At 70.3% G+C, this 16995-nt stretch carries 13 protein-coding genes; 1 reads left to right on the forward strand and 12 read right to left on the reverse strand.

The features are described from left to right. Positions 1–50 precede the first annotated feature (50 nt). The 4 genes from AC0T5L_RS18100 to AC0T5L_RS18115 all read right to left on the reverse strand — a co-directional run bounded on the left by AC0T5L_RS18100 (position 51) and on the right by AC0T5L_RS18115 (position 6945). Entirely contained in the window at positions 51–1394 is a 1344-nt protein-coding gene (locus AC0T5L_RS18100; protein WP_476166681.1) for a replication-associated recombination protein A, read from the reverse strand. Positions 1395–1418: 24 nt separating this feature from the next. Further along, positions 1419–3374, reverse strand: a complete 1956-nt coding sequence (locus tag AC0T5L_RS18105) for a SpoIIE family protein phosphatase (RefSeq protein WP_476166703.1) — start codon at positions 3372–3374, stop codon at positions 1419–1421. A 907-nt stretch (positions 3375–4281) separates the two neighbouring features. After that, positions 4282–6054, reverse strand: a complete 1773-nt coding sequence (aspS, locus tag AC0T5L_RS18110) for an aspartate--tRNA ligase (protein ID WP_476166682.1) — start codon at positions 6052–6054, stop codon at positions 4282–4284. 213 nt (positions 6055–6267) lie between these two features. Further along, positions 6268–6945, reverse strand: coding sequence for an MBL fold metallo-hydrolase (locus tag AC0T5L_RS18115; RefSeq protein ID WP_476166683.1), 678 nt, complete (start codon positions 6943–6945; stop codon positions 6268–6270). Between the two features lie 452 nt (positions 6946–7397). Here AC0T5L_RS18115 and AC0T5L_RS18120 point away from each other — a divergent pair, with 452 nt between their 5' ends. After that, complete coding sequence (locus AC0T5L_RS18120; protein ID WP_476166684.1) at positions 7398–8630, forward strand: DUF349 domain-containing protein; 1233 nt, start codon at positions 7398–7400, stop codon at positions 8628–8630. A gap of 131 nt (positions 8631–8761) precedes the next feature. Here the strand turns inward: AC0T5L_RS18120 and AC0T5L_RS18125 are convergent, their stop codons facing one another. From AC0T5L_RS18125 to AC0T5L_RS18160, 8 genes are all read right to left on the reverse strand, one after another. Beyond that, on the reverse strand, positions 8762–9526 hold the full coding sequence (locus AC0T5L_RS18125; protein WP_476166685.1) for a hypothetical protein: 765 nt from the start codon (positions 9524–9526) through the stop codon (positions 8762–8764). A 177-nt stretch (positions 9527–9703) separates the two neighbouring features. Then, positions 9704–10897, reverse strand: coding sequence for a methionine adenosyltransferase (gene metK / locus AC0T5L_RS18130; RefSeq protein ID WP_476166686.1), 1194 nt, complete (start codon positions 10895–10897; stop codon positions 9704–9706). Positions 10898–11174: 277 nt separating this feature from the next. After that, entirely contained in the window at positions 11175–12365 is a 1191-nt protein-coding gene (gene coaBC, locus AC0T5L_RS18135; RefSeq protein WP_476166704.1) for a bifunctional phosphopantothenoylcysteine decarboxylase/phosphopantothenate--cysteine ligase CoaBC, read from the reverse strand. A gap of 431 nt (positions 12366–12796) precedes the next feature. Further along, complete coding sequence (gene rpoZ / locus AC0T5L_RS18140; protein WP_211716102.1) at positions 12797–13063, reverse strand: DNA-directed RNA polymerase subunit omega; 267 nt, start codon at positions 13061–13063, stop codon at positions 12797–12799. 130 nt (positions 13064–13193) lie between these two features. Beyond that, complete coding sequence (gene gmk, locus AC0T5L_RS18145; RefSeq protein ID WP_476166687.1) at positions 13194–13781, reverse strand: guanylate kinase; 588 nt, start codon at positions 13779–13781, stop codon at positions 13194–13196. Positions 13782–14127: 346 nt separating this feature from the next. Beyond that, complete coding sequence (gene mihF / locus AC0T5L_RS18150) at positions 14128–14451, reverse strand: integration host factor, actinobacterial type (protein ID WP_476166688.1); 324 nt, start codon at positions 14449–14451, stop codon at positions 14128–14130. Positions 14452–14860: 409 nt separating this feature from the next. Continuing rightward, positions 14861–15568, reverse strand: a complete 708-nt coding sequence (pyrF, locus tag AC0T5L_RS18155; protein ID WP_476166689.1) for an orotidine-5'-phosphate decarboxylase — start codon at positions 15566–15568, stop codon at positions 14861–14863. A gap of 317 nt (positions 15569–15885) precedes the next feature. Continuing rightward, positions 15886–16827 carry a dihydroorotate dehydrogenase gene (locus AC0T5L_RS18160; RefSeq protein ID WP_476166690.1) on the reverse strand — a complete coding sequence of 314 codons (942 nt, stop codon included), beginning with the start codon at positions 16825–16827 and terminating at the stop codon, positions 15886–15888. Positions 16828–16995: the final 168 nt, after the last annotated feature.

Raw genomic sequence — 16995 nt, forward strand, 5'->3', positions numbered from 1 at the left:
TCGAGGGGGAGCGGCCCTACGGGCCCGTCTCCCCCTCGTCGCCCCGGCCCTCAGCCGCGCTGGCCACCGCCCCGGAGGACGCCCTTGATGCGCTGGAGGACCTCGCCGAAACGCCGCTCGGCACCGTGCTGGGTGGGACGGTAGTACTCGCGGTCGGTGAGGCCCTCGGGGGCGTGCTGTTGGGGAGCGACACCGCCGGGGAAGTCGTGGGCGTAGCGGTAGCCCTTCCCGTGGCCGAGATCGGCGGCGCCCTTGTAGTGGCCGTCGCGCAGATGGGCGGGGACGGGTCCGGCCATGCCCGCCCGCACATCCGCCGAGGCGGCGTCGATGGCGGTGATCACGGCGTTGGACTTGGGGGCCAGGCTGATGTGGATGACGGCCTGGGCGAGGTTGATACGGGCCTCGGGCATGCCGATGAGGTCGACGGTCTGGGCGGCGGCCACGGCAGTCTGCAAAGCGGTGGGGTCGGCCATGCCCACGTCCTCGCTGGCGTGCACGACGATACGGCGGGCGATGAAGCGGGGGTCCTCCCCCGCCTCGATCATGCGGGCGAGGTAGTGCAGGGCGGCGTCGGGGTCAGAACCGCGCATGCTCTTGATGAAAGCGCTGACGACGTCGTAGTGCTGGTCCCCGGAGCGGTCGTAGCGGACGGCATGCCGGTCAACGGCGCGCTCGACGTGCTCGGCGGTGATGGTGACCGGCTCCTCGGAGGGAGATCCGGCGACGAGGGCGGCAGCCTCCAGGTAGGTCAGGGAGCGACGGCCGTCGCCGCCCGCCAGGCGCACGAGATGGTCGGCACCGTCCTTCGAGAGCGTGTAGCGGCCGTCCAGCCCGCGCTCGTCGGTCAGGGTCCGGTCCACGAGGGCGCGGACGTCGTCCTCTTCCAGGGACTCCAGGGACAGCAGCAGCGAGCGGGACAGCAGCGGGCTGACCACGGAGAAGAAGGGGTTCTCGGTGGTGGCTCCGATGAAACTGACCCAGCGGTTCTCCACCGCGGGCAGCAGCGCGTCCTGCTGGGTCTTGTTGAAGCGGTGCACCTCGTCGACGAAGAGCAGGGTGCGGGTGCCGTGCATGCCCATGCGCCGCCGGGCGTCGTCGACGACGGCGCGTACGTCCCTGACCCCGGCGTTGACCGCCGACAGCTCCACGAAGCGGCGCCTGGTGACACGGCTGACCACCATGGCCAGGGTGGTCTTCCCGGTGCCGGGCGGGCCCCACAGGAAGATGGACATGGGCGCGTCGTCCTCGACCAGGCGCCGCAGCGGGCTGCCCCGGCCCAACAGGTGGCGCTGGCCCATGACCTCGTCCAGGGTCCGGGGGCGCATACGCACGGCAAGCGGCTCCTGCCCTCGGGCGGCCTCGGCTCCTGCGTCGTCGAACAGCGTTTCGTGCACGCCCCCAGGGTAGCCCCGGAACGGTCAGGCCTCCGACGCCACCGCGGTCCGGCCGCGCGCGAACTCGGCGGAAGGGGTCATGCGGGTAACCAGCAGGGCGATGTCGTCGCCGCGCCCGGCGGGAGCCATCTCGGCCAGGACGTGTGCGGCGGTCTCGGGGGTCTCGTAGTGCTCGGCCAGAGTCGCTCCGACCTGGGCGAGTCCGTCGTTCATGGGCACCTCCGAGCTCTCCACGAGCCCGTCTGAGCACAGCAGCAGGGAGACGCCGGGCGTGAGCATGCGCGTGGTGACGGGGTACTCGGTGTCGGGGAGCACGCCCAGCGGCGGGCCGGTCTCGGGCTCCCAGATCTCGTAGCTGCCCTTGGAGGCCAGCACTGCCGGCGGCTGCCCGGCCCATGCGGCCTGCATGACACCGCTCTCGCGGTCCACGACGAGGTAGGCGCAGGTGGCGAAGACGATCTCACCGGTCTCGGTGAGCAGGCGGTTGGTCTCGCCCAGGACCACACCGGGGTCGGACTGGTTGGAGGCGTAGGCACGAAAGGCCACGCGTATCTGGCCCATGGCGGCGGCCGCCTCCACTCCGTGTCCCTGCACGTCGCCGACCAGGAGGCCGACCTTGTTCTCGGGCAGCTCGATGACGTCGTAGAAGTCGCCGCAGATGCGCCAGTCCGCCCGGGAGGGCAGGTACTTGGTGGCGATGTCCATGTCGGAGAAGCAGGGCACCTGGCGGGGCAGCATGCGGCGCTGCACGGCGTCGGCCAGCTCCAGTTCGGCCTGCTGGGCCTTGATCCGTTGCAGGGCCTGTCCGGCGAGCCCGGCGAAGGTGAGCATCAGGGCACGCTCGTCGCGGCTGGCGTGGTGGGGGCGGTCCCACACCATCTGCCAGACGCCGAGGGCGACCTTGCCGTCACCGAAGATCGGTACCGTGGCCCATGCCTGGCCGCGCACCTGGCGCATGAGCTCGACTGCGGCGGGGAAGCGGCTGATGACTTCGGCGCGGCTCTCGAAGAAGCGCGGCTGGCGGTCCTGGATGACGGCGCCCATGGGGAAGTCGGTGTCGTCGGCGCGACGGCCGTCGATGCGGTCGAGGTTGCCGCCCTGGGCCCGGGCGTTGGGAGAGCTGCGTAGCAGCCCGCCCTCCACGTAGAGGGCGATGGCCTGCACACCGCCGAAGATCGGCAGGAACTCCTCGCTGAGCAGGTCCATGACCTTGTCGACGGTGGTGGCCGAGACGAGCTTGGAGGACAGCTCGGTGACCAGGCGGCCGTGCTCGGCCTCGGTGCGGCGGCGGTCGGCGAGTCGGCGGACGAGCTGGACGTGCTCGGTGACGTCGTCGACGATGCCGACCAGGCGGTCAGGGTCGCCGGGCACGTAGCGAGCGCGTACGTGCAGGGAGCGCTCGTCTCCGAGGCGGTCGAAGACGCGGAAGCGCTGTTCGTAGTCGCGTCCGGCGAAGGAGGCGGACATGGCGTCGCGGACACGGGCGATGTCGTCGGGGTGGACCCGCTCCAGGATGCGTTCGAGCTCGCGGTCGTTCCCGGCCAGCAGGGCGCCGAGCGGCGTGGGTCCGAAGAGCTCGCGGAGGCGCCCGGTGCCCAGGTCCAGGCTCCACAGGACGGAGTCGGAGTTGTCGGTGCGCAGCTCGCCGACGACCCGCAGGTCGGCCTCCTCGGTGGAGAGCACGTGCAGCAGTGCGACCACGCGCGCGCCGTCGGCGTCCTCGTCGTCCCGGGGCAGGACGCGCAGTTCGGCCTCCACCAGGTGGGCGGCCTTCTCGGCCACGCTCAGGCGCAGGCGGGCACGGCGGCCCCAGTGCCCGGCGAGAGCGTCGTCGTGGGCGCGGACGCCGCGCTGGACGTCGTCACCGTCGAGGAGGCCGTACCACGCCCGGCCGGCGATGTCGGCCTCCTCAAGGCCGAAGAGCTCGGTGAAGGCCAGATTGGCGTGCAGGATCGCGCCGTCGGTCCGGGCGAGCGCCATGGGCTCGGGGGCGTGGGAGAACGCTCCCGCGAGAGCGCTCTCGGAACCATCACCTACAGCGCGTTTTCCGTTCACGTATGACTCATCCTCATGTCGTCTCGGACGTCACACCCGCGCTCAGGCGCGGCCACCCCTGAAACGTTCCGGCCGGCTCATTCTAGGTGTCCGAGGCTGGGGCGTTACCGGATCGGGGCGGACGGCGGCGCCCGTTCCACCCGGTTACCGCACGGCCCGGCCGGGCACGGGGCGTGACGGTTTTCCGGTGTGGTGGGCTGGCGCCGAATTCCACACTCTCGGCCGCATCCGACCGATCACAGGGTGTGAATCGTTACGCTCGTGTGACTCAATGGCGCAGAAGAACTCCGCCACCACTTCCGACCGCGTACGGGAAATCCCGTGAATGTGCTGTGTTCACTCCAGGCACATGCTCATCGCGGTGCGAGAGGGGTGATTCGCCCCCAACGGTAGGGGATGACGGCTCTCAACGCATCCGCACCAGGGCGACGCGGCCGTGTTCGGCCACGTTCGCACCCGTCAACGCCCGATAGTCGACGGTTTTCTCCGTGTGACCGAATGTGGCAGGTTCAAAGCGAGATAAATCCGGGCACGCACCATGCAGTGCGAAATCCTTCGATCCCAGAGGACATGCCCATGTACCTGGTACTTACGCGTGCCGTGACAAAGTTCGGAATCAGCGGCACCGCCTGGGGCTGGAAGTGCCCTCTGTGCGGCACGGACAACGACGACAGCGACGGCACCTGCTGGTGCGGGGGCAGGAAGCGCTGACCGCCCCTCCGGCACACGAAGGGGCGGCACGCGACTCCGCGCACCGCCCCCAGGCTCCTCAGCGCCCTACTTCGACCGCTCCTCGGCTCCGGCCCTGCCCGAGGGCGTCAGAATCCGTGACCTACTTCTTCTTCTGGTCCTCCGGGGGCAGGACCGTACGAATGTGGACATCACGCAGCTGCTTGTCCGAGACGGTGGAGGGCGCGCCCATAACCAGGTCCTGCGCGTTCTGGTTCAACGGGAAGGCGATGGTCTCGCGGATGTTGGGCTCGTCCGCGAGAAGCATGACGATCCGGTCGATACCGGGAGCGATGCCGCCGTGTGGCGGGGCACCGAACTTCAGGGCCTTGAGCATGCCGCCGAATTCGGCCTCCACGGCCTCCTTGTCGTATCCGGCGATCTCGAAGGCCTCGTACATGATTTCGGGCGAGTGGTTACGGATGGCGCCCGAGGAGAGCTCCACACCGTTGCAGACGATGTCGTACTGCCAGGCGAGGATGTCCAGGGGGTCCTGTTCCCGGAGCGCCTCCAGGCCGCCCTGAGGCATGGAGAACGGGTTGTGGCTGAACTCGATCGTGCCCTCGTCCGAGCGCTCGAACATCGGGAAGTCCACGATCCAGCAGAAGCGGTACGCCTTCTCCTCGAAGTGCCCGGCCCGCTTGCCGGCCTCGACGCGCACCGGCGCCATGATGCGGTTGATCTCCGCGTCGTCCTCGCTCGCGCAGAAGAACAGACCGTGGCCGGGACCGGCACCGAGGGTGGTGAGCAGTTCGTCGCTGACCTCGGTGACGAACTTGGCGATGGGCCCGGTCAGTTCGTTGTTCTCCCCGACCTTCAGCCAGGCGAGGCCCTTGGCGCCGTTCTCGACGGCGAAGTCGCCGATACCGTCGAAGAACTTGCGCGGCTGGTCCTGCACCTCGGGAACGGCCAGGGCACGGACCTTCTTACCCGCGAAGGCGCGGAAGTCGGTCTTGTCGAACAGCGCGGTGACGTCGAGCATCTTCATCGGTACGCGCAGGTCGGGCTTGTCGGTCCCGTACCACTCCAGGGCGTCGCGGTAGGCGATCCGCGGATACGGGGAGGTGATCTCCCAGCCCTCGGAGAACTCCCGGAAGACGTCGGTCATGACCTTCTCGATGACCTCGAAGACGTCCTCCTGCTCCACGAAGCTCATCTCGACGTCGAGCTGGTAGAACTCGCCGGGCGAGCGGTCGGCTCGGCTGTCCTCGTCTCGGAAGCAGGGCGCGATCTGGAAGTAGCGGTCGAACCCGGCGATCATCAGAAGCTGCTTGAACTGCTGCGGCGCCTGAGGCAGGGCGAAGAACTGCCCGGGGTGGAGCCGGGAGGGCACCAGGAAGTCACGGGCGCCCTCGGGGCTGGAGCTGGTGAGGATGGGCGTCTGGAACTCGTTGAAGCCCAGGCCCGTCATCTTCTGACGGATGGACGCCACCACCTGCGAACGCAGCATGACGTTGCGGTGCATCCGCTCGCGGCGCAGGTCCAGGAAGCGGTAGGTGAGGCGGCGCTCCTCGGAGGTGTTGTCCTCGGGGAAGACCGTGAGGGGGAGCTCCTCGGTGGTCCCGAGGACCTCCAACTCGGTGGCGTCGACCTCGACCTCGCCTGTGGGCAGGTTCGGGTTGACGTTCTCAGCGCTGCGAGCCGACACCTCGCCCGTGACCTGGATGACCGTCTCCTTGGGGACACGGCTGAGCTGCTCGAACACCGGGGACTCGGGGCGTGCCGTCAACTGCGTGACGCCGTAGTGGTCGCGCAGGTCGACGAAGAGCAGGCCGCCCAGATCCCGGCGGTTGTGCACCCAGCCGGAGAGACGCGCCTGCTGTCCGACGTGCTCCTTGCGGAGCTGACCACACGTATGAGTCCTGTAACGATGCATGAGTTACCAAGTCCACTAACTACACGGCTGAGGGAAGGCGCCGGAGAGCCCTGACTGGGACCGGCTGAAAGAGTGCCCCTTGAACACCTGGAATCCTACCGTCCACCACCAGCACCGCCTCCCGTCTCCGGGCCGGGACCGGCTGGCGGGCCCCGGCGCCGTGAGCCCGTCTGCCGGGCAAGCTGGTTCGCCGCGACGGCCGTGGCCAACGGTTCAGCTGGTGATATCGCGCAGGTAGGGATTGGTGGCGCGCTCGCGCCCGACCGTGGTGGCGGGACCGTGGCCGGGCAGGACCTGGGTGTCGTCGGGGCGGCCCAGCACCGCGCTGGCGAGGCTGGCCAGCATGGCGGTGTGGTCGCCGCCGGGGAAGTCGGTGCGGCCGATGGATCCGGCGAAGACCAGGTCCCCTGCGAACATCACGGGGACGCCGTCCCCGGTGGTCACCGTGTAGACGACCGAGCCGGGGGTGTGACCGGGGGTGTGCTCGACCCCGAAGTCCAGTCCGGCCAGGGTGAGGGTGTCGCCTCCGGAGACCTCCACGAGGTCCTCGGGTTCGGTGTGCGGGCCCGGGCCCAGGAGCGCGGACAGCTGCGCCGCGAAGCCGGGGTCGACCCCGGAGGCGGGCTCGGTGAGCAGGCCGCGGTCGGCGGCGTGCAGATGGACGGGAACACCGTGCTGCCCACCGATCTCGGCGGCCGACCACACGTGGTCGAAGTGGCCGTGGGTGAGCAGCACCGCGACGGGGGTCAGCCTGTGCTCGGACAGGGCCTTGTCGACCTGCTCGGTGGCCTCCTGGCCCGGGTCGACGATGACGCACTCGCCGTCGGGGGCCGGTGCGAGCACGTAGCAGTTCGCGGCGAGGGGCCCGGTGGGAAGTGCGGCGATGAGCACGGCGGGTGTCGTCCTGTCCTCGGTCGGGTGCGCGGTCGTGGGCGGTGGGTCCGCAGGCCGGACACGCGGACCACCCGTCTTCAGAGCCTACCGAGACGCGGAGGGAGCAGCGACCCGATCGCCGAAGTGCGGAACGTGTTTGATCACCATTCGATCACCGCCAGCGGCTGGCCTCTTTGCCAAACCGCGTGGTAATGCCATATTGGTCACCGTCCTTGGTATACGCCGAGGCCTCTGCCTGCGCCTCTGCTGGGCGGGAGGGCTCCCGGCCTGACGCCCGAGGACGCGCGGACACCCATGATCTGCGTAGACGTGAACCACGGCGCGGCGCCCACCGTCGAATCGTATGGATATCGTGCTGAGCACGGTGGTTCCCATCACGAACCGGCGAGGACACGACGCGACGACCCGAACCCGTCCCACGGCCGGGCTCATGACAGCAGGAGGACACGGTGACCACGGACCCTTGGGGCCGCGTAGACGACGACGGCACGGTCTACGTGCGCACGAGCGAAGGCGAACGGGTCGTCGGATCGTGGCAGGCGGGGGCGCCGGAGGAAGCCCTGGCATTCTTCCACCGCAAATACGACGCCCTGGTCACCGAGGTGGAGCTGCTGGAAAAGCGGCTCCGCAGCACCGACCTGTCCGCCTCCGCCGCGATGGCGAGCATCGACAAGCTGCGCGGCTCCGTACGGGATGCGAGCGCGGTCGGTGACCTGGACGCGCTGATGAAGCGCCTGGACTCTCTGGCTGACCGCGCCGAGGAGCGCAAGGTCGAGCAGAAGCAGGCCCAGGAGCAGGCTCGCGGCCAGGCCCGGGAGATCAAGGAGCGCATCGTCGCCGAGGCCGAGCGGGTCGCGGTGGAGACGACGCACTGGAAGTCCGGCGGCGAGCGGATGCTACAGCTCATCGAGGAGTGGAAGAAGGCTCCGCGGGCCGACCGCCCCACCGAGCAGGCGCTGTGGAAGCGCATGTCGGCGGCGCGCAACTCCTTCTCCAAGCGGCGCAAGGCCTACTTCGCCAACCTGGACCAGGAACGCGAGGTGGTGCGCGTGGAGAAGGAGCGCATCGTGGTGGAGGCCGAGGCGCTGGCGAACTCCACCGACTGGGGGCCCACAGCCCGCGCCTACCGCGACCTGATGCAGCGGTGGAAGAGAAGCGGCCGCGCGGACAGAGCCAGTGAGGACAAGCTGTGGGCGCGTTTCAAGACCGCCCAGGACACCTTCTTCGACGCGCGCAACGCCACCTTCGCCGAGCGCGACGCCGAGTTGCGGGTCAACGCCGAGGCCAAGGAGCGCATCCTGGCCGAGGCCAAGGCGGAGATCCCCGCCATCTCCGACCCCCGCCGGGCGCGTGCCCGACTGCGCGGCTTCCAGGAGGCATGGGAGGAGGCCGGCGAGCTGCCGCGTGATGTGCGCGACCAACTGGAGGGCGCCTTCCGGCAGATCGAGGACGGCGTACGCCGGGCCGAGGAGGCCGAGTGGGAGCGCACCAGCCCCGAGGCGCGGGCCCGCGCCGAGGACACGGTCTCCCAGCTGGCGTCGGCCATCAGCGGCCTGGAGGCCAAGCTGGACAAGGCCCGGGCGAGCGGTGACACCCGTCGCGCCAAGGAGCACGAGGACGCGCTGGAGGCCCGCCGCTCGTGGCTGGCCGAGGCGGAGAAGGCGCTCAACGAGCTGAGCTGAGCCGCTGACGGGCCGCGTCCCCGAATCCGGGCTCCCCCGGGGACGCGGCCCGTCGTGTGCGCTACCACCTCTGCGGGGCCTGCCGCGTGAACACCGCCTCTCGGGCGCCGTTGGGGGCGGTGGAGTGCTGTCTAGGGCTGGGCGTCGAGTTCGACGGCCCTCTCCGGGGGCGCCTCCACACGCAGTCCGGGCACCGGTCGGGGCATGGGCCGAAGCTCGGGCTCGGGCTCGGGCTCGGGCTCGGGTCCGACCCTGGGTTCCGCCGCGAGCACGTGGCTGACCTTCCGTTCGGTCCGCGCCCCACCGCTGCCGGGCTCCTGGCTCTGCGCGTTCCGGTGACGCACCATGCCGCCGAGACACAGTGCCACGGAGGCGGAGAACGCCAGAGCCGTGACCACCCACACCAGCGGCAGCGCCTCGTGGACCCGGTGCACGGCGGCGTCGCAGGAGACCAGGACCGCTCCGGGTTCGGGGCGCGCGCACACCGTGGTGACCGGGTGCGCGTCCCCGTCGCGGACCCCGGTGATCTCGCCGGTGACCCGCATACTCCTCTGCTCCCCCGGTTCCAGGGACAGCGGCCACGTCACCCGCCCCTCCCCCGCCTCGGCACCGGGCGAGGCGGGGACGTGGCGCATCGTCGGCGGCAGGAACTGTACGGCCTGGGCCTCGGGTAGGGGTTCGGTTCCGGAGTTGCGCACCCGGATCGTGTACTGGATCTGGTCACCCGGGCCCAGCCGCTCCTCGTCGGTATGGGCCTCCAGGTCCACGTGCAGGCTGTCCGTGCCGGGCACGGCCTCCCCCGCCGCCTTTCCCGGCTGGCCGGATGCGAGATGGGTGCCGGGCAGGGCGATCAGGGTCGCCAGTCCCAGCGCTGACACCACGGTTGCTGCGGCCATGATCCCCTCCACGTACGAGCACAGTAATAACAATGCGTATATACGGAATAACACGCAGTATTCATTTTGTTCGTACGCCATGCGGAGAGACCCGGAACACGCGTCGGGGGCGGACGGCCGCTCGGGCCGTCCGCCCCCGGTGCCCGCGTCGGAGGCGGGCGCGGGTGGAGCGCTGGTTCAGGCTCCCACGAAGGACCGCAGCGCGGCGGCGCGCTCGGTGCTCTCCCAGGTGAACTCGGGCAGCTCACGGCCGAAGTGGCCGTAGGCGGCCGTCTTGGAGTACATCGGACGCAACAGGTCCAGATCGCGCACGATGGCGGCCGGACGCAGGTCGAAGACCTCCTTGACCGCCTTCTCGATCAGCTCCGGGGCGACCCTCTCGGTGCCGAAGGTCTCGATGAACACACCGACCGGGTGGGCCTTGCCGATGGCGTAGGCGACCTGGACCTCGGCACGCTCGGCGAGCTCGGCGGCGACGATGTTCTTGGCGACCCAACGGGTGGCGTAGGCGGCCGAGCGGTCCACCTTCGACGGGTCCTTGCCGGAGAAGGCTCCGCCGCCGTGGCGGGCGTAGCCGCCGTAGGTGTCCACGATGATCTTGCGGCCGGTCAGGCCGGCGTCGCCCATGGGACCGCCGATCTCGAAGCGGCCGGTCGGGTTGACCAGGAGGCGGTAGTCGTCGGCCTCCAGGCCGTAGGCGGACACGACCGGCTCGATGACGTGCTCGCGGATGTCGGGAGCGAGCATCTCGTCGAGGTGGATGTCCGCGGAGTGCTGGCTGGAGACCACGACGGTGTCCAGGCGAATCGGGGTCTGGCCCTCGTACTCGACGGTGACCTGCGTCTTGCCGTCCGGGCGCAGGTAGGGCACCGTGCCGTTGCGGCGGACCCCGGCCAGGCGCTCGGAGAGAGCGTGCGCCAGCTTGATCGGCAGGGGCATCAGCTCGGGGGTCTCACGGTTGGCGTAGCCGAACATCAGGCCCTGGTCGCCGGCGCCCTGCTGGTTGAGGGCGTCGTCCTCGTTCCCAACGCGTGCCTCGTAGGCGGTGTCGACGCCCTGGGCGATGTCCGGGGACTGGGCGTCGATGGAGACGTTGACCCCGCAGGAGTCACCGTCGAACCCCTTCGCGGAGGAGTCGTAGCCGATCTCGAGGATCTTCTCGCGCACGATGGCGGGGATGTCGACGTAGGTCTGAGTGGTGACCTCACCCGCGATGTGGACCTGACCAGTGGTGATCAGCGTCTCGACCGCGACCCGGCTACACGGGTCCTGGGTGAGCATCGCGTCGAGGATCGCGTCACTGATCTGGTCGGCCATCTTGTCGGGATGGCCTTCGGTGACCGACTCGGAGGTGAAAAGGCGGCGGGACACGTTGCGTGACTCCTTGCAGCGGCTGCTGGCTGACATGCGTCGGCGGCGGTTCCCGGCTGCGCGCCGGGGCCCAATACCGACCGACGGGGTTGGTTATTGGTCCACTGTAACGGGAGTGGTGGGAACGGGCACCCCTCGGCCACCCCGCTGGGCGCCGCGGGGGACGCGGGCGCCCGTTCGAAGTGTGGCGTACTCGGCGGTAGGAATCCAGTCCTCGGACACGCGTGGCCCGGATGCGGTCGTGGTTCCCATGTGGCGGGCCCACGTCGGCGCGGGGTCAGCCCAGGCGCTGGCGGACCAGGTCCCAGACCCTGTCGGCGAGGTCCTCCTTGGGCCCGGTGGGCACGTCCACCGAGGCGCCCTCCGCATCGAGGATGAGGGCCTGATTGTCCTCGGTACCGAACGCGCGCCCCTCACCGACCTGGTTGACCACGAGCAGGTCGCAGCCCTTGCGCGCCAGTTTGGCGCGGCCGTTGGCGATCACGTCGTCGGTCTCGGCGGCGAACCCCACGATGATCTGTTCCAGCTGCTCGGTGTCGCGGGAGGCGACCAGCCCGGCGAGGATGTCGGGGTTCTCCGCGAGCTCGATGGGCGCGGGCGCCGTACCCGACTTCTTGATCTTGGAGGCGGCGCTGGCGACCGGACGGAAGTCGGCGACGGCGGCGCTCATCACGACCGCGTCGGCGCCGACGCGGTCGGCGTCCATGGCCTCGGCCAGTTCCACGGCCGAGCCCACGCGTACGACGCGCACGCCGGCCGGGTCGGGCAGGGAGACGTTCGCGGCGACCAGGGTCACGTCGGCGCCGCGTGCGGCGGCGGTACGCGCCAGGGCGTACCCCTGCTTGCCGGAGGAGTGGTTGCCGAGGAAGCGGACCGGGTCGATGGCCTCGCGGGTGCCGCCCGCGGAGACGACCACGCGCCGGCCGGTCAGGTCGGGGGCGGTGGTGCCGCGGCGTAGCGCCAGGCGGGCGGCCTCGAACAGCTCCGAGGGCTCGGGCAGGCGGCCGCGCCCGGTGTCCGCGCCGGTCAGGCGGCCCACGGCCGGGTCGAGGACCGTGGATCCGCGCGCGCGCAGGGTGGCCACGTTGGCTTGGGTGGCGGGGTGCTCCCACATCTCGGTGTGCATCGCGGGTGCGAACACCACCGGGCAGCGCGCGGTGAGCAGGGTGTTGGTGAGCAGGTCCTCGGCCAGGCCCGCCGCCGCCCTGGCCAGGATGTTGGCGGTGGCCGGAGCCACAAACACCAGGTCGGCTTCCTGGCCGATGCGCACGTGCGGGACCTCATGCACCCGGTCCCACACACCGGTGGCGACGGGCTGGCCGGACAGGGCGGCCCAGGTGGGCTCACCGACGAAGCGCAGGGCCTCGGCGGTGGGCACGACCCGGACCCGGTGGCCGGTCTCGGTGAGTCGGCGCAGCAGCTCGCAGGCCTTGTAGGCGGCGATGCCCCCGCCGACGCCGAGGACCACCCGGGGAACGGTTCGCGTGTCACTCACCGGGTCTCCCGGAGAACGCTCCGGCTGTGGGCCGGAAGGGGCCTTGTCGAACGGCGAGGCGCGGATCGGTGTCCGGCGGTGGGTTCACGCGTTGGTGGAGGTGGTGGGGCGGGAACCAGGCGCGCATGTCCTTCTCCGCTCTTGTCAGAGCTTTCCTCCGGGCTGGGCCCAGCCCGGCTGATGTCGGTCGTGGAGGACTCGGCCGTGCGCCGAGCAGCGTGATCCGAAGCCCGCTCCCCGACGAGGGGGCGGGTCGAAGGGGCGGGAGTCCTACCGGCCGGGCCTCCTCACGCACACGAGCGTCGGCCCGGTTCCGCGTGCGGAACCGGGCCGACGACGGATGACGGGCGCCGGTGACGGCGGAGAACCTCGGTTCCCTCTGCCCCGTGTGCGTGACGGGCCCCTCAGGAACCTTCGTAGGGCTCAGCGGTGAGCAGGCCCGACTTGACCTCGCGCAGAGCGATGGACAGGGACTTCTCCTGGACCTGGGTCTCCACCAGCGGGCCGACGTACTCCAGCAGGCCTTCGCCGAGCTGGGCGTAGTAGGCGTTGATCTGACGGGCCCGCTTGGAGGCCATGGTGACCAGGCTGTACTTGCTGTCCACCAGCTCCAGCAGATCGTCGATCGGCGGGTTGGTGATGCCTTCGGCGACGGGCTCGGTACCAGCCACTTCGAATTACCCCCAGAGATGGTCCGCGGCTCGACGGAGGAGCCGCGGCGCGGTGGTCGGGTCTACGGACGCCGCCGGGACGGTTCCCGGCGCGGGCGCGGGTGGCGCGGGCCGCGGGGCCCGGCCGCTATCACACCTTGGGCGCGGTGATCAACGCTAGCAGCTCCTCGCACACTTCCTGCACGGACGTGTTGACGAGCGTGGTGTCGAACTCCTTCTCGGCGGCCAGCTCGACCCTGGCCACCTCCAGGCGCCGCTGGACGACCTCGTCGGACTCGGTGCCGCGCCCGGTGAGGCGGCGCACCAGCTCCTCCCAGGAGGGCGGGGCGAGGAAGACGTGCAGGGCGTCGGGCATCGACTCGCGGACCTGACGGGCGCCCTGGAGCTCGATCTCCAACAGGACGGGGAGTCCGGCCTGGAGGCGCTCCTCGACGGGGCGGCGCGGGGTGCCGTAGCGGTTGCCCGCGAACTGGGCCCATTCCAGGAGCTGGCCGTCGGTGACGAGGCGGTCGAACTCCTCGTCGGTGACGAAGTAGTACTGGACGCCGTCCTGCTCGCCCGGGCGGGGCTTGCGGGTGGTGACCGAGACCGAGAGCCACACTTCGGGGTTCTCACGTCGCAGGTGGGCGACCACCGTGCTCTTTCCCACACCAGACGGTCCGGAGAGGACGGTCAGCCGTTTCCGGGCCGGGTGGGAATGGGATCCGGGATCGGGCATGTGTGTTCCAGGCTTCCCTTCGGGCCTGTCCGCCACGGGGCGGCGGGGCCGAGGCCCTCGCGTCGCGCACCGGGGACCTGGTTCGGTCCGGGCGCCGTCGCCGTGCGGGCGGCTGGTGTGCGGGTGTCCGCGTACGGTCGCGGGAAGTTCCCTTTATACCACCGGGCCGCGGCGCGGCGGACGGCCGTGACCTGGGGCCACCCGTCCACCGGCCGCGGCCCGGTAGAAGCTCACCGGAGGTCGGCCGCCGATGCGGCGCGGTCTCCGCCGCGACTGTGGGGGACGCGGCGGGCCGGCGGCGTCCAGGTGCTGTTGGTGCCACCTGGTACCGCGGTACTGCGTGGTGCTACTTGGTGAGGTCGCCGAACTCGGCCTCGAGGGCGGAGCGCTGGTTGGTTCCCAGACCGCGGACACGGCGCGACTCGGCGATGTTGAGCCGCTCCATGATCTGCTTGGCCCGGACCTTACCGACGCCGGGAAGGGATTCGAGCAGTGCCGAAACCTTCATCTTTCCGATGACGTCGTCCTTGAGTCCGTCAGAGAGGACCTCGGACAGCGAGATACCGCCGTTCTTCAGTTTGTTCTTGACCTCCGCACGCTCTTTTCTGGCCTTGGCGGCCTTCTCCAGAGCCGCGGTGCGCTGTTCGGGTGTCAGGGGAGGAAGGGCCACGCCGGGTCACCTCGGATTTCTACTCGTTTGTAGAGGGCGGACGCCTGCGCAAGTTAGTAGGTCTGACCCCTGTTAGGCAACGTAAAGTGCCCTTTCAGAGGCTTTTTCGTCGAACTAACTACTTAGAGTAACCAATCAATTGCTAACAGAGACGAAAATCAGGACCTTAGTCCCGGTTGAGCGAAGCACCAAGCGTGTCACCTGTGCAGGTCACACAGGGGTGACCCGGGTCACTCTAGGCAGTGAGTTCCGAGTTTCGGACATGCCTAATTAGCGACCATCTGCGATACATAATCAGGTTTATCCGACCCGTTGCGACAGTTCGTCACTCGGATCCGTCGATCCCTTCGCCCCACGCTTCCCCGCACCGTCGAAGAGTGCTCCCGAAGCCCCGTCCTCCTTCGCTTGCCTAGACGCGAACCCCGGCCCGGCGCACGGCCGCCGCGAGGGAGGCCGCCGCCGATCCGGGGTCCGGCGCCCTGGTGATGGGGCGGCCGATGACCAGCAGGTCCGCCCCCGCCTCGATGGCCTCCTCCGGGGTCGACACCCGCGACTGGTCACCCTTGTCCGCCCCAGCCGGGCGCACGCCCGGCGTGATGAGGGTGATGTCCGGGCCCACCTCGGCTCGCACAAGAGCCACCTCCCGCGGTGAGCACACCAGGGCACGGGCCCCGGCCCCCACCGCCAGCACCGCCAGGCGCCGCACCGCGTCGCGGGCCGGACCGAGCAGCCCCACCTGCTCCAGGTCCGCCTCGCCCATCGAGGTGAGCACCGTCACGGCGGCGATCTCGGTCTCCGGGGCGGCCTCGGCCGCCGCACGGACCATGTCCGCCCCTCCGCCGGCGTGCACCGTGAGGATCGAGGGCTTCAGGCCTGCGACGCTGCGCGCGGCACCGGCGACCGTGGCCGGGATGTCGTGCAGCTTCAGATCGAGGAAGACCCCCAGCCTGCTGGCACCGCGCACCGCGCTGACCACGTCGGGCCCGTAGCGCAGGTACAGCTCCAAGCCCACCTTGACCGTGCTCACGTGCGGCGCGACCGCCGAGGCCCAGGTGGCCGCGGTCTCAAGATCCTTGGCGTCGAGTGCGACGGCGATGGGCGCGGAAGGCGCGGTCATGTCGGTATCTCCAATCGTGTGCGGCCGACCGGGTCGGCGCATGCAACGCACGGATGTACTTACGGACGTGCTTACCGAAGCACCGGACGATGCACGTTCACTGTCATGTGCACACCATCAAGGTGTGCGGTTCCCCGGATGAGGCGCTTCATGCGCCCCACCCGTGTCACTTCCCCGTAACGGCGGCTCAGATGGCCCCAGACGGATCTCACCACCTGGGCAATGAATGGGGACCAAATGCACGCGTTTGGTCGCACAGAGCCATTTCAAGGCCATTCAGGCCGGTCAGCGCCCCCACGTGCCGTGTGCCCGCTGTGTCATACCCCTGCTCCCGTTCGGTGGGCGGCGCCCACGACGTCGGTGGCCCTGGCGACGCCCCGCGCGTCCAGCAGCTCGCTGAGTTCCCGGAGCACGCGCGCGCACGCCGAGGGGTCGGAGAAGTTGGTCGTGCCGACCGCCACCGCGCTGGCCCCGGCCGCCATGAACCCCAGCGCGTCGGTGCCCGTGCGGATCCCTCCCATCCCGACGATGGGCACGTCCGGCAGCGCCTCGTGCACGCGGTAGACGCACCCCACCGCGAGCGGGCGGATGGCCGGACCGGACAGCCCGCCCATCCCCCCGGCCACCGCCGGGCGCAAGGTGCGGACGTCCACGGCCATGCCGCGCATCGTGTTGACCATGGAAAGCCCGTCCGCGCGTGCCTCCACGCACGCGTTCGCCAGTTCCACCACATCGGGGACGTCGGCCGCCAGCTTGGCCAGCACCGGCAGCCCGGAGCGGGTGTGGGAACGAACCGTCCCCACCACCGCCGCGGCCCGGGTGGGGTCGTCCGCGAAACGGCGCCCGGCGGGGTCGGAGGGGTCGGGGCAGGAGAGGTTGACCTCGATCGCGCTGACCCCGTCCGCGGCCGAGACACGCCTGGCCAGCTCACCGAACTCGCCCACGCCCGCGCCGGCGACGGACACGACGGCTCGTCCGCCCCGGGAGAGCAGCCAGGGCAGGTCCCGCTGGAGGAACACGTCCACCCCCGGGCCCTGCATGCCGGTCGTGCTGAGCATCCCGCTGGGCGTCTCCGCCATGCGGGGGGCGGGCCGTCCGGCGTGGGGCTCCAACATCACCGACTTGGTGGTGACGGCGCCGATCGATGCGATGTCGAGGAACTGAGCCAGTTCGCGGCCCGATCCGGCGCATCCGGCCGCGGTGACCACCGGGTTGGGCAGCTCCCAGCCGCCCAGCCGGGTCCTGAGGTCTGCGTTCACGTTTCCTTCTGCTCTCGGGTGCTGGTCGGCGGCCCGGAGGCGCTTCGGTCCGGGTCGTCCACAGGTACGGGCGGGTCTGTCCGGCCGTGGCCGGGAGGGCCGGCCCGGGTGCGGGGGCCGCGGTGTCCGGGGCGGAGCGGGATCCCCGGGGCCGGGGCCCGCACGCCG

The organism is Nocardiopsis sp. TRM 82005 (genome assembly GCF_056312425.1).